Raw genomic sequence first — 12065 nt, 5'->3', positions numbered from 1 at the left:
GTCTTTTTATAAAGAATGGTAGACAATGATGAAACATTTTTATACAATGAAAGCGCAGTCTAAAATTGCCTCGAAAAGGCTAAGATACATAAGTTAGGAGGATGGGATATGAATATCCATGAGTACCAGGGGAAAGAAATCCTCAGAAAATACGGCGTCACGGTACCGAACGGCAAAGTTGCGTTTTCCGTTGAGGAAGCGGTTGAAGCTGCAAAAGAGCTGGGTACTGACGTAGTGGTAGTCAAAGCGCAAATTCATGCTGGCGGCCGCGGGAAAGCTGGCGGAGTAAAAGTAGCGAAAAGTTTAGAAGAGGTTCGCGAGTATGCTAGTGAATTGTTAGGAAAAACGCTCGTTACACATCAAACAGGACCAGAAGGAAAAGAAGTCAAACGTCTTTTAATTGAAGAAGGCTGTGACATTAAAAAAGAATATTATGTTGGTTTTGTTGTTGATCGCGCAACCTCCCGCGTTGTTTTGATGGCGTCTGAAGAAGGCGGCACCGAAATTGAAGAAGTGGCAGCGAAAACACCGGAAAAAATCTTCAAAGAATATATTGATCCGGCAGTAGGACTTCAACCTTTCCAAGCTCGCCGAATCGCATTTAACATTAACATTCCGAAAGAATTAGTCGGACAAGCTGTTAAATTTATGTTGGGACTTTATCAAGTATTTGTCGAAAAGGATTGCTCCATTGCGGAAATTAACCCGCTTGTCGTTACAGGCGACGGAAAGGTTATGGCTTTGGATGCCAAACTAAACTTTGACTCCAATGCATTATACCGTCAAAAAGATGTGTTGGAATATCGTGATTTAGATGAGGAAAATCCGAAAGAAATTGAAGCTTCAAAATATGATTTAAGCTACATAGCTCTTGATGGCAATATCGGGTGCATGGTAAACGGAGCAGGTCTTGCCATGGCAACGATGGATATTATTAAATATTACGGCGGTGAGCCAGCAAACTTCCTAGATGTCGGCGGCGGCGCAACGGCAGAAAAGGTTACGGAAGCGTTTAAAATTATTTTGTCGGATGAAAACGTAAAAGGGATTTTCGTCAATATCTTTGGAGGCATTATGAAATGCGATGTCATCGCACAAGGTGTCGTTGAAGCGACAAAACAAGTTGGCTTGACGATCCCGCTAGTCGTTCGTCTTGAGGGAACGAATGTTGAGCTTGGTAAAAAAATACTAGAAGAGTCAGGCCTAAATATTACATCTGCAGAGTCTATGGCAGACGGGGCGCAAAAAATCGTTTCATTAGTGAAATAGGAAAGCGAGGGAGAAGAATGAGCGTATTTATTAATAAAGATACAAAAGTAATCGTTCAGGGGATTACTGGATCTACTGCATTATTCCATACGAAACAAATGCTTGAATACGGAACGAAGATTGTCGGCGGGACATCCCCAGGCAAAGGCGGTCAGGAAGTCGAAGGAGTTCCGGTTTTCAACACGGTTGAAGAAGCGGTGAAACAAACCGGTGCCAATGCTTCCGTTATTTATGTCCCAGCTCCTTTTGCAGCGGATGCCATTATGGAAGCGGTTGATGCGGAGCTTGACCTAGTCATCTGTATTACAGAACATATCCCGGTTTTAGACATGGTCAAAGTAAAAAGATACATGGAAGGAAAGAAAACTCGATTAATCGGACCGAACTGCCCGGGAGTCATCACACCTGGCGAATGTAAAATCGGCATTATGCCTGGATATATCCACACTAAGGGACATGTCGGAGTCGTTTCCCGTTCAGGTACTTTGACATATGAAGCGGTTCATCAGCTATCGCAAGCAGGCATTGGTCAGTCAACGGCTGTTGGAATTGGCGGGGACCCTGTAAACGGCACAAACTTCATTGACGTGCTAAAAGCATTTAACGAAGATCCGGAAACATATGCCGTCATTATGATTGGTGAAATCGGGGGTACAGCGGAAGAAGAAGCAGCTGAGTGGATTAAAGCAAACATGACAAAACCAGTCGTAGGATTTATCGGCGGACAAACAGCACCTCCAGGAAAACGCATGGGACATGCGGGCGCAATTATTTCCGGAGGTAAAGGAACAGCAGCGGAAAAAATTAAGAAAATGAATGAATGTGGTATTAAAGTCGCAGATACTCCTTCCGTTATTGGCGAGACGTTAATCTCAGTTTTAAAAGAAAAAGGTTTATATGAAAAATGCAAAACTCATTAAAACAAAAGGAGTAGCCACAAGGCTATTCCTTCTTTATAGAATTGAGGTGAGGGCTATTAATCCTAGAAATTTATTAATAAAACTCGCTCATTGCAAAGGTGCGGCAAAGAGAAGAATCGTTCAGCTTTTTGAACAGGAAGGCATGTATGAAGAAGCTCTGCATCTAACGCCTCAAACATTAGCCACCCGTCTGTTTATTCCTCCTAAAAACTATTCAACGTTTATAGAAGATTACCAATCCATTTCAACGGAGAGCCTGCTAAACTATTATAAAAACAGGAATATCCACCTGATTACGATCATTGATTCCCATTATCCAACGTATTTAAAGCATATTTTTGATCCGCCTCCCGTTTTATTTTGCCAAGGGGATATTAGTCTATTAAAAAATATCCGAAATTTAAGCGTTGTCGGAACTCGTCATGCATCGAAATATGGCTGCGACCTTGTTCAATATTTTGTTACGCATTTGGCGAAGCAAAAATTTACGATAATCAGCGGGCTTGCCCTCGGTATTGATGCGAAAGCCCATTGGACGGCCATTGAGGAGAATTCGAAAACAATTGCCGTAATCGCTGGCGGATTTGATCATATTTATCCGAAGGAAAACATGGAGCTGGCTAAAATCATCCAAAAGGAGCATCTTCTCCTCTCTGAGCATCCTCCATATAAAAGACCGGAAAAATGGATGTTTCCAATGCGAAATAGAATTATTAGCGGATTAAGCTTAGGAACCTTTGTTGCTCAAGCTTCCAAACGAAGCGGTTCTCTTATCACTGCCCAGCATGCTTTGGAACAAGGGAGAATCGTTTTTTCACCCCCGGTGCCATTATTTGATCCATTATTTCAAGGGAATATACAATTGTTAAAGGAAGGGGCAGCGCTTGCCCTGTCACCTGATGAGATTATAGAAGAATTAAAGCCGATGTATGAAGAAAAATAATTTTTTTGCGTCTAAAGGCGGAAGCTGATGAATACTGTTTGACAAAATGCATTGGAATATTTAATAATAGTGAAGATTATTTTAACAGTTGAATGATCAACAATCATTTTCATAAACTGATGCATAAAAAGAGAGAAAACCTCTTAAGGAGGAAAAATGAATGTCGGACTACTTAGTCATTGTGGAGTCGCCAGCAAAGGCGAAAACAATTGAAAAGTATTTAGGAAAAAAATATACCGTGAAGGCTTCAATGGGCCATGTTCGGGACTTGCCTAAAAGTCAAATGGGAGTTGACATAGAGCACAATTTTCAACCAAAATACATCACGATAAGAGGGAAAGGGCCGGTTCTGAAAGAGCTCAAGAACGCTGCCAAAAAGGCGAAAAAAGTTTTTCTTGCAGCCGACCCGGACAGAGAGGGAGAGGCGATTGCGTGGCATTTAGCGCAAAGCTTAGATATTGATATCCAATCCGATTGCCGCGTTGTGTTCAATGAAATTACAAAAGATGCGATCAAAGATTCTTTTAAATCGCCAAGAGCTATTAACATGGATTTAGTTGATGCCCAGCAGGCAAGAAGGGTATTAGACAGGCTGGTCGGCTACAATATCAGCCCGATCCTTTGGAAAAAGGTAAAGAAGGGTTTAAGTGCCGGGAGAGTTCAATCTGTTGCTGTCCGTCTAATTATCGATCGTGAAAATGAAATTAAACATTTCAAGCCTGAGGAATATTGGACGATTAACGGAGACTTTCTTAAAGGAACGGAGTCGTTTGAAGCTGCTTTTTGGGGTGTTGAAGGCAAAAAAAAGGAGTTGAAAACAGAGGAAGATGTAAAACAGGTGCTCCAAAAAGTTATTGGAAATGAGTTTACTGTAACGAAAGTAACAAAAAAAGAACGGAGAAGAAATCCTGCACCTCCATTTACTACTTCCTCTTTACAGCAGGAAGCTGCAAGGAAACTCAATTTCCGTGCGAAGAAAACGATGATGGTAGCACAACAGCTGTATGAAGGAATAGACCTCGGCAAGGAAGGCACTGTCGGATTGATTACTTATATGCGTACCGATTCCACGCGAATTTCAGACACAGCGAAATCGGAGGCAATCAGTTATATTGAAAAGATGTTTGGCAGTGAATATGCGCAAGCCAAAACGAGAGGAAGTCAGAAATCAGGCAATGTTCAGGATGCTCACGAAGCGATACGGCCGACCAGCGCTTTTCGAAATCCGGATGGAATAAAAGACTTTTTAACAAAAGACCAATATAAATTATACAAACTGATTTGGGAACGATTTATCGCGAGCCAAATGTCGCCGGCTGTCATGGATACGATGAGCGTTGATTTGGAGAACAATGGTGTTATATTCCGTGCAAACGGTTCAAAAATCAAATTCCATGGTTTTATGAAAGTATATGTAGAAGGGACGGACGATCAAGAAGAAGATAAAAGCAATCGTCTTTTGCCTGATCTTCAGGAAGGGGATAAAATCTTTTCAAAAGATTTAAAACCGGAGCAGCACTTTACACAGCCGCCTCCAAGGTATACGGAAGCGAGGCTTGTCAAAACGCTGGAGGAATTAGGCATAGGACGTCCTTCTACTTATGCACCGACGCTCGATACCATTCAAAGAAGAGGGTATGTTGCGCTTGAAAACAAACGATTTGTCCCAACAGAACTTGGCCAAATTGTCCACGAGCTGATGATGGAATTTTTCCCTGAAATTTTGGATGTGGAATTTACTGCGAAAATGGAGCATGATTTAGATGATATTGAAGAAGGAAAAGTAAATTGGGTAAAAATTATTGATGAATTTTATCATGATTTTTCAAAGAATGTTAAAAAAGCCGAAAATGAAATGGAAAAGGTAGAAATAAAAGATGAATATGCCGGTGTAAAGTGTGAAAAATGCGGAAGCGAAATGGTTTACAAAATGGGAAGGTACGGAAAATTTTTGGCTTGCTCCAATTTTCCAGACTGCCGCAATACAAAACCGATTTTAAAAGAAATCGGTTTGAAGTGTCCGAAATGCCATGAGGGAAATATTGTGGAGAGAAAGTCGAAGAGACGCCGCGTATTTTATGGATGTGACCGTTACCCAGAGTGCGATTTTATTTCTTGGGAAAAGCCGGTTGAAAGAAAATGTCCGAAATGTGGAGAAATTTTGGTAGAAAAACGTTTGAAAAAAGGTGTTCAAGTGCAATGTTCTTCTTGCGACTATAAAGAAGAACCGCAGCGTTAACAAATATCTTCTCTTTGGTGAGCAATGTAAAGCTCACCTTCTTCATGGAGATATTTCGGCAGTTTTTTTCGAAAACACAACAAGAAGAGAGCTTTTAAAAAGACGGAGGAGTGCTAAAATGAACAATCAAGTTGTCAACGTTATCGGTGCTGGGCTAGCTGGAAGCGAAGCGGCATGGCAAATTGCCAAAAGAGGCATTCAAGTTCGCTTGTACGAAATGCGTCCAAAAAAGCAAACTCCGGCCCATCATACGGATAAATTTGCTGAACTGGTCTGCTCTAATTCGTTGAGAGCCAATTCTTTGACAAATGCAGTCGGAGTATTGAAAGAAGAAATGAGAATGTGTGACTCCGTAATTATTTCGGCTGCTGATCAATGTTCCGTTCCGGCTGGGGGTGCACTTGCCGTTGATCGCCACGAATTTGCGGATATCGTCACTAAACGGGTGAAAGAACATCCCAATATTACCGTCTTTCACGAAGAAGTAACGGACATTCCAGAAGGGCCGACGGTAATAGCGACAGGACCTTTAACTTCAGAAGCATTATCGGAAGCATTAAAAAAGCTTACTGGCGAGGAATATTTATATTTTTACGACGCAGCCGCACCGATAATTGAAAAAGACAGCATTGATATGGAAAAAGTATATTTGAAATCAAGATACGACAAAGGGGAGGCTGCATATTTAAACTGTCCGATGACAGAGGAAGAGTTCGACCGCTTTTATGAGGCATTAATCAGCGCGGAAACTGTTCCTCTAAAAGAATTTGAGAAAGAAATCTTTTTTGAAGGATGCATGCCGATTGAAGTCATGGCAAAGAGAGGAAAGAAAACGCTTCTTTTCGGACCGATGAAGCCTGTCGGCTTGGAGCATCCCGAAACAGGAAAGCGTCCTTTTGCCGTCATCCAGCTGCGGCAGGATAATGCGGCAGGGACTTTGTATAATATCGTCGGCTTCCAAACTCATCTAAAATGGGGTCCGCAAAAGGAAATCATTCAGATGATTCCGGGGCTTGAAAAGGCGGAAATTGTCAGATATGGAGTGATGCATCGAAATACGTTTATCAATTCCCCGAAACTGCTTAGACCAACTTATCAATATAAAGGGCGCGAGGATTTGTTTTTCGCCGGACAAATGACTGGCGTAGAAGGCTATGTTGAGTCAGCTGCTTCCGGATTAATAGCAGGCATTAATGCGGCATGCCTCGTTTTGGGAAAGGAATTGATTGAATTTCCTGATGAAACAGCAATGGGAAGCATGGCAAAGTATATTACAACGGCAGATCCGAATAATTTTCAGCCGATGAATGCGAATTTTGGTCTTTTTAAACCGCTTGACACCCACATTAAAGTGAAAAAAGAAAGAAATGAACAATTGGCAAAAAGAGCACTTCAAACTATTCAAAAAATTTCGAAAAAATTATAAAATGGATTGAAAGGGCTACTGCAAATGTGATACGATTTAGTAGCCCTTTGTGAGGTGCTAATAGTGGAAAATGTTAAGAATTTTTTAAATTTATTCATTGAATATTTACAAATTGAAAAAAATTATTCACAATATACAATTGTGAATTATCTGCATGACTTGAATGATTTTTTTTCTTTTATGGAAAAAGAAGGGTTAGAAAGGCTGGATGACGTTCAATATTCAGATATACGTATTTTTTTGACGGATTTAAGCAAAAAGTATTCCAAAACATCCATTTCCCGTAAAATTTCAAGCATTAGAACTTTTTATCATTTTCTTTTGCGGGAAAAATATGTAACGGATAATCCTTTTTCTTTAGTGTCACTTCCGAAGCAAAAAAAAGCGATCCCTAGATTTTTATTTGATGAGGAGCTGGAAATGCTGTTTTCCATTTCCGACCTGAATGATCCGCTCGGGCAGCGGAATCAATTGATTTTGGAATTTTTATATGGAACGGGAATCCGTGTAAGCGAATTATGCGAAATTCGCCTTGAAGACCTGGATTTTTCCATTGAGACCATTTTAGTAAATGGAAAAGGAAACAAACAGCGCTATGTGCCTTTCGGAAGCTATGCACGTCAGGCAGCGGAACGATATATCCATGATGGCAGAAGCAAGCTGATGAAAAATCAGTCCGGACAGGATCATCGCTTTTTGTTTGTAAACCATCGGGGAAAGCCTTTAACAGCAAGGGGAGTTCGGTATATATTAAAACAGCTGATAGATGCTTCAGCAAAAAATCTGCATCTTCATCCGCATATGTTTAGGCATACTTTTGCGACTCACCTCTTAAATGCTGGAGCTGACTTAAGAAGTGTTCAAGAACTTTTGGGCCATGTTCATTTATCATCAACGCAAATTTATACCCATGTGTCAAAAGACCATTTGAAAAATGTTTATATGGCCTACCATCCACGAGCAAAAGATTCTTAAAGGGAGGCTTGCAATTGTCAACATTTCATGCGACAACGATTTTTGCCATTCGCCATAAAGGACAATGCGCGATGGCAGGTGATGGACAAGTAACACTTGGCAATCAAGTTGTGATGAAGCATACAGCACGAAAGGTCCGAAAAATTTTTAATGGAAAAGTGCTTGCTGGATTTGCGGGATCTGTTGCTGATGCGTTTACGCTGTTTGAAAAGTTTGAAGGCAGCCTGGAAGAGTATAACGGCAATTTGGCAAGAGCGGCTGTGGAAATGGCAAAAGAGTGGCGAAGCGACAAAGTATTAAGACAATTAGAAGCAATGTTAATTGTGATGGATGCCCAAAAGCTTCTGCTCCTTTCTGGGACGGGTGAAGTAATCGAACCGGATGATGGCATTTTAGCTATCGGCTCAGGGGGAAATTATGCCCTTGCTGCAGGCCGTGCATTGAAACAATATGCCGGTGAACAAATGTCTGCCAAAGAAATCGCTAAATCCGCTCTAGAAATAGCAGCAAATATTTGCGTTTTTACGAACAATAACATTATCGTTGAGGAACTTTAGAAAGGAGGGAGGCGAATGAAAAAAATGCAATTATCTCCGAAACAAATTGTTGAACGATTAGACCAATACATAGTCGGTCAGGAAGAAGCGAAAAAAGCGGTTGCTGTTGCGTTAAGAAATCGATACCGGAGAAGCTTATTGGATGAAAAAATTCGCGATGAAGTAGTTCCGAAAAACATTTTAATGATTGGTCCGACTGGGGTTGGAAAAACTGAAATTGCTAGGAGAATTGCAAAGCTCGTCGGCGCGCCCTTTGTAAAGGTGGAGGCAACAAAATTTACAGAAGTAGGGTATGTCGGGCGAGATGTGGAATCGATGGTTCGCGATTTAGTGGAAACTTCCGTCCGGCTTGTGAAGGAAGAAAAAATGCAGGAAGTAAGAGCTCAAGCGGAAGAAAACGCCAATCGCAGGCTGGTCGAGCTCCTCGTCCCGAGTAAGAAAAAACAGGCTGCTTACAAAAATCCTTTAGAAATGCTTTTCGGAGGAAATCAACAAACAAATTCGTTCGAAACTCAGGGAGAAAATGAACAGGATCTAAAGGAGAAGCGGAGAGAAATCGCGCGCAAATTAGCAGCAGGCGAACTGGAAGATCATTTTGTTACGGTTGAAATTGAGGAACAGCAGCCCTCTATGTTCGATCTCCTGCAAGGGACAGGGATGGAGCAGATGGGCTATAATATGCAGGATGCTTTGAACAGTCTTCTTCCAAAAAGGAAGAAAAAAAGAAAGCTTACTGTGAAAAACGCCCGAAAGGTTTTGACGAATGAAGAAGCAGCAAAACTGATTGATATGGACGAAGTGACACAGCTTGCCATTGAACGCGCGGAACAATCAGGCATCATTTTTATCGATGAAATCGACAAAATCGCCAAAAACGGCCACAACAGTTCTGGTGCTGATGTTTCCCGCGAAGGTGTGCAAAGAGATATACTTCCAATCGTGGAAGGATCTGCAGTTGTAACAAAATATGGCACCGTAAAAACCGATCATATACTCTTTATTGCAGCTGGCGCTTTTCACATCGCGAAGCCATCGGATTTAATCCCTGAATTGCAAGGACGTTTTCCGATTCGCGTGGAATTGAAAAAGCTGACGGCAGATGATTTTGTCCGAATTTTAATTGAACCGGATAATGCTTTATTAAAACAATATGAAGCATTATTGGAGACGGAAGGTATAAAATTAGAATTTTCTGACAAAGCTATTCGTAAAATTGCTGAAATTGCTTACCAAGTGAACCAAGATACAGATAATATTGGAGCAAGAAGGCTTCATACCATTTTAGAAAAACTGCTGGAAGACTTGTTGTTTGAAGCGCCGGATATAAATTTAGAAAAGGTTGTGATTACACCGAACTATGTGGAAGAAAAATTAAATAAAATTGTTCAAAACAAAGATTTAAGTCAATTTATTTTATAAAAAGATGAAATTTTTTAGGAGGATTTGAGATCATGGAGTTATTAGAAAAAACAAGAAAAATTAATGCGATGCTGCAAAAGGTGGCAGGAAAACCTGTTAATTTTAAAGAAATGGCGGAAACATTAAGTGAAGTCATTGAAGCAAATATTTTTGTGCTCAGCCGCCGAGGAAAAGTATTAGGCTTCGGCTTGAACAAGCAAATAGATAATGACCGCATGAAAAAAATGCTGGAGGAAAGAAAATTTCCTGAAGAGTATACGAAAAGTTTATTTAATATTACCGAAACGTCACCAAATTTAGATGTATATAGCGAATATACTGCATTTCCTGTTGAGAACCGCGAGCTCTTTAAAAACGGATATACGACCATTGTACCGATCATCGGAGGCGGAGACCGCTTAGGAACCCTTATATTATCTAGACTGGGAACCCAATTTAATGATGATGACCTAATATTGGCTGAATACGGGGCAACTGTTGTTGGAATGGAGATTTTAAGAGAAAAAGCTGAGGAAATTGAAGAGGAAGCGAGAAGCAAAGCGGTTGTCCAAATGGCGATCAGCTCTTTATCATACAGCGAACTCGAAGCGATCGAACACATTTTTGAAGAATTAAGCGGCACAGAGGGATTGCTAGTTGCAAGCAAAATTGCTGACCGCGTCGGCATTACCAGATCTGTGATCGTCAATGCGCTTCGCAAGTTAGAAAGCGCTGGTGTCATTGAATCTCGTTCTCTTGGTATGAAAGGCACATATATTAAAGTGTTAAACAACAAATTTTTAGTTGAACTAGAAAAATTAAAAAACCATTAAAAGAAAGCTGCTCTAAAGGTTTGTTTATCAAACCTTTTGAAGCAGCTTTTTATAAATGTTTTCTACAAATTTCTTCTTGAAAATCGGCTGATTTGTCCAATTTCAATAAGTTCTAACCTCCTACTTATCCCTCTGAAAAAGCTGCAGAATCAAATTCCAATGTTAAAAAAGTGATAGTCATTTAGAACTAGAAAAAAAATAATCGCAATGTACGACGATTTTTTACAAATTATACATAGACTTTAAGCTGTTTCTTTTTTAAAATAATATTTATAAATTAGCAAAATTCGACATTTTTACTTCTTATTTCTTTTGCAATACAAGATCATCATACTTTTGGAGGGAGCAATGAAAATATTTTCTAATTCAATAGCCAATTTGGAGCAGGCAATTCGAATTTCTTCCTTAAACGGAAAAGTTATAGCCAATAATATTGCAAATGTGGACACTCCAGGGTATAAAGCGAAAACAGTTAATTTTAAAAACGTTTTGGATCAACAAATAAAACTGGATGCATATCGGACCAATCCGCGTCATCTTCCTTTTGTGGGCAGCGAAAGCACATCGATTGTGGAAACGAGGACAAACAGTGCTTATCAGCATAATGGCAATAATGTCGACATTGATCAAGAAATGGCAAAGCTTGCGGAAAATCAAATTTTCTACAATGCATTGATTGACAGATTGAATGGCAAATTTAATTCATTAAAAACAGTAATAAAAGGTGGTCGTACATAATGGGGATTTTTCAGTCTTTGAACATTTCCGCATCAGCTTTAACAGCTCAGCGGCTGAGAATGGATGTCATTTCATCGAATATGGCAAACATGGAGACGACTAGAGCTGAATATGTGGACGGGCAATGGCAGCCTTACCGCCGGAAAATGGTTGTAACAGCAGAGGATACAAAACCTTTCTCAGCTTTTCTGAATCAAGAGCTGAAAGGCGTTGGAAACGGCGTGAGAGTTCAAGCCATTGTTGAGGACGAGACGCCTTTTAAAATCGTTTATGATCCCGACCATCCTGATGCAGACGAAAATGGCTATGTTTCTTTGCCAAATGTAGATCCTTTAAAAGAAATGGTCGACTTGATCAGCAGCACGCGCTCATATGAAGCAAATGTTACAAGCTTTAATGCATCGAAAAACATGCTGCTGAAAGCATTGGAAATAGGGAAATAGAATAGGAGTGATGTAAATGATTGAGCAAATTTCTTTTCCGACTCAATCGATTCAGCTTGAAAACCGAGCACAAAGTACGGAAAATTCTGGGAAATCATCCTTTTCAGATATGTTGAAAAAATCGCTGGAAGCTGTCAATGAAGCTCAATTAAATTCCGATCGGCTGACAAATGCTCTTGCAGCAGGACAAAATGTAGAGCTTCATGATGTCATGATCGCAGCACAAAAAGCGAGCATTTTACTTGAAGCAACTGTTGAATTCAGGAATAAAGTCATTGAAGCTTATCAAGAAGTGATGAGAATGCAAATATAATTAGTCTATTT

At 40.2% G+C, this 12065-nt stretch carries 12 protein-coding genes; all 12 read left to right on the top strand.

The window, feature by feature from the left end; genetic code table 11:
* Window positions 1-108 precede the first annotated feature (108 nt).
* The 12 genes from sucC (at window position 109) to fliE (ending at window position 12054) form a co-directional block, all read left to right on the top strand.
* Complete coding sequence (gene sucC, locus NSU19_RS11355) at window positions 109-1269, top strand: ADP-forming succinate--CoA ligase subunit beta (RefSeq protein WP_063388418.1); 1161 nt, start codon at window positions 109-111, stop codon at window positions 1267-1269.
* Between the two features lie 17 nt (window positions 1270-1286).
* Window positions 1287-2189 (top strand): succinate--CoA ligase subunit alpha, encoded by a 903-nt coding sequence (gene sucD, locus NSU19_RS11350; RefSeq protein WP_066246522.1) that lies wholly within the window; start codon window positions 1287-1289, stop codon window positions 2187-2189.
* Complete coding sequence (gene dprA, locus NSU19_RS11345; RefSeq protein WP_082830336.1) at window positions 2167-3132, top strand: DNA-processing protein DprA; 966 nt, start codon at window positions 2167-2169, stop codon at window positions 3130-3132. Before sucD ends, dprA begins: the two co-directional genes overlap by 23 nt.
* A 160-nt stretch (window positions 3133-3292) precedes the next feature.
* A complete protein-coding gene (gene topA, locus NSU19_RS11340; RefSeq protein WP_339196570.1) occupies window positions 3293-5371 on the top strand; it encodes a type I DNA topoisomerase in 2079 nt (692 codons plus the stop codon).
* Between the two features lie 118 nt (window positions 5372-5489).
* Window positions 5490-6797, top strand: coding sequence for an FADH(2)-oxidizing methylenetetrahydrofolate--tRNA-(uracil(54)-C(5))-methyltransferase TrmFO (gene trmFO, locus NSU19_RS11335; protein ID WP_339196567.1), 1308 nt, complete (start codon window positions 5490-5492; stop codon window positions 6795-6797).
* A 63-nt stretch (window positions 6798-6860) separates the two neighbouring features.
* A complete protein-coding gene (gene xerC, locus NSU19_RS11330) occupies window positions 6861-7772 on the top strand; it encodes a tyrosine recombinase XerC (RefSeq protein WP_339196564.1) in 912 nt (303 codons plus the stop codon).
* A 14-nt stretch (window positions 7773-7786) separates the two neighbouring features.
* The gene (gene hslV, locus NSU19_RS11325) at window positions 7787-8329 is read left to right on the top strand and encodes an ATP-dependent protease subunit HslV (RefSeq protein WP_339196561.1); all 543 of its coding nucleotides are present in this window, start codon (window positions 7787-7789) and stop codon (window positions 8327-8329) included.
* A gap of 15 nt (window positions 8330-8344) precedes the next feature.
* Entirely contained in the window at window positions 8345-9748 is a 1404-nt protein-coding gene (gene hslU / locus NSU19_RS11320; protein WP_339196559.1) for an HslU--HslV peptidase ATPase subunit, read from the top strand.
* 32 nt (window positions 9749-9780) lie between these two features.
* Window positions 9781-10560 carry a GTP-sensing pleiotropic transcriptional regulator CodY gene (gene codY, locus NSU19_RS11315; RefSeq protein WP_339196556.1) on the top strand — a complete coding sequence of 260 codons (780 nt, stop codon included), beginning with the start codon at window positions 9781-9783 and terminating at the stop codon, window positions 10558-10560.
* Between the two features lie 348 nt (window positions 10561-10908).
* Window positions 10909-11298, top strand: a complete 390-nt coding sequence (flgB, locus tag NSU19_RS11310; RefSeq protein WP_063386658.1) for a flagellar basal body rod protein FlgB — start codon at window positions 10909-10911, stop codon at window positions 11296-11298.
* Entirely contained in the window at window positions 11298-11741 is a 444-nt protein-coding gene (gene flgC, locus NSU19_RS11305) for a flagellar basal body rod protein FlgC (protein WP_063386659.1), read from the top strand. The genes flgB and flgC overlap by 1 nt, the downstream gene beginning before the upstream one ends.
* A 16-nt stretch (window positions 11742-11757) precedes the next feature.
* Window positions 11758-12054, top strand: a complete 297-nt coding sequence (fliE, locus tag NSU19_RS11300) for a flagellar hook-basal body complex protein FliE (protein WP_063386660.1) — start codon at window positions 11758-11760, stop codon at window positions 12052-12054.
* The last annotated feature ends 11 nt before the right edge of the window (window positions 12055-12065 follow it).

This window comes from Aeribacillus sp. FSL k6-2211, assembly GCF_037966125.1.
GTDB classification, from domain to species: Bacteria; Bacillota; Bacilli; order Bacillales; family Aeribacillaceae; genus Aeribacillus; species Aeribacillus composti.
Note: the sequence above shows the minus strand (reverse complement) of the source record. Positions and strands in the feature narration are given on the sequence as shown.

Excerpts from the sequence above, each read along its gene's own strand:
- flgB (WP_063386658.1), top strand. The coding sequence starts at position 10,909 with ATGAAAATATTTTCTAATTCAATAGCCAATTTGGAGCAGGCAATTCGA.
- trmFO (WP_339196567.1), top strand. The coding sequence starts at position 5,490 with ATGAACAATCAAGTTGTCAACGTTATCGGTGCTGGGCTAGCTGGAAGC.
- fliE (WP_063386660.1), top strand. The coding sequence starts at position 11,758 with ATGATTGAGCAAATTTCTTTTCCGACTCAATCGATTCAGCTTGAAAAC.
- codY (WP_339196556.1), top strand. The coding sequence starts at position 9,781 with ATGGAGTTATTAGAAAAAACAAGAAAAATTAATGCGATGCTGCAAAAG.
- sucD (WP_066246522.1), top strand. The coding sequence starts at position 1,287 with ATGAGCGTATTTATTAATAAAGATACAAAAGTAATCGTTCAGGGGATT.
- sucC (WP_063388418.1), top strand. The coding sequence starts at position 109 with ATGAATATCCATGAGTACCAGGGGAAAGAAATCCTCAGAAAATACGGC.
- flgC (WP_063386659.1), top strand. The coding sequence starts at position 11,298 with ATGGGGATTTTTCAGTCTTTGAACATTTCCGCATCAGCTTTAACAGCT.
- topA (WP_339196570.1), top strand. The coding sequence starts at position 3,293 with ATGTCGGACTACTTAGTCATTGTGGAGTCGCCAGCAAAGGCGAAAACA.
- hslU (WP_339196559.1), top strand. The coding sequence starts at position 8,345 with ATGAAAAAAATGCAATTATCTCCGAAACAAATTGTTGAACGATTAGAC.
- dprA (WP_082830336.1), top strand. The coding sequence starts at position 2,167 with ATGAAAAATGCAAAACTCATTAAAACAAAAGGAGTAGCCACAAGGCTA.